This window comes from Acidithiobacillus ferriphilus (genome assembly GCF_018854775.1).
Lineage (GTDB): Bacteria > Pseudomonadota > Gammaproteobacteria > Acidithiobacillales > Acidithiobacillaceae > Acidithiobacillus > Acidithiobacillus ferriphilus.
In genome coordinates, this window is the sequence record NZ_JAAZTY010000150.1 from 1 (window position 1) to 397 (window position 397).

Below are 397 nucleotides of genomic sequence, written 5' to 3' on the forward strand. Positions count from 1 at the left end.
ATAGTTCTTGGCGGATAGACCGAGTTTGGGCTTGATGGTGCAGCCGAGCATCGGCCGGCCATATTTGTTCATTTTGTCGCGCTCGACCTGGATACCGTGGGGCGGTCCATTGCAAGTCTTGACATAGGCGAGCGGGAATCGCACATCCTCCAGGCGCAGCGCACGCACGGCCTTGAAGCCGAACACGTTACCGACCAGGGAGGTGAAGACGTTGACCACGGACCCCTCTTCAAACAAATCTATGGGATAGGCAACGAACGCGTAAAAACAGGTGTCATCGCCCGGCACATCTTCAATGCGATAGGCGCGGCCTTTGTAGTAATCCATGTCGGTCAACAAATCGGTCCACACCGTGGTCCATGTGCCGGTAGAAGACTCGGCGGCTACCGCGGCGGCG

Annotated in this window: 1 protein-coding gene; it reads right to left on the minus strand. The window is 57.4% G+C overall.

Annotation, left to right across the window (positions count from 1 at the left end):
- On the minus strand, positions 1-397 hold a 397-nt coding region (locus HF921_RS10505; RefSeq protein ID WP_264318201.1), incomplete at both ends, for a RuBisCO large subunit C-terminal-like domain-containing protein.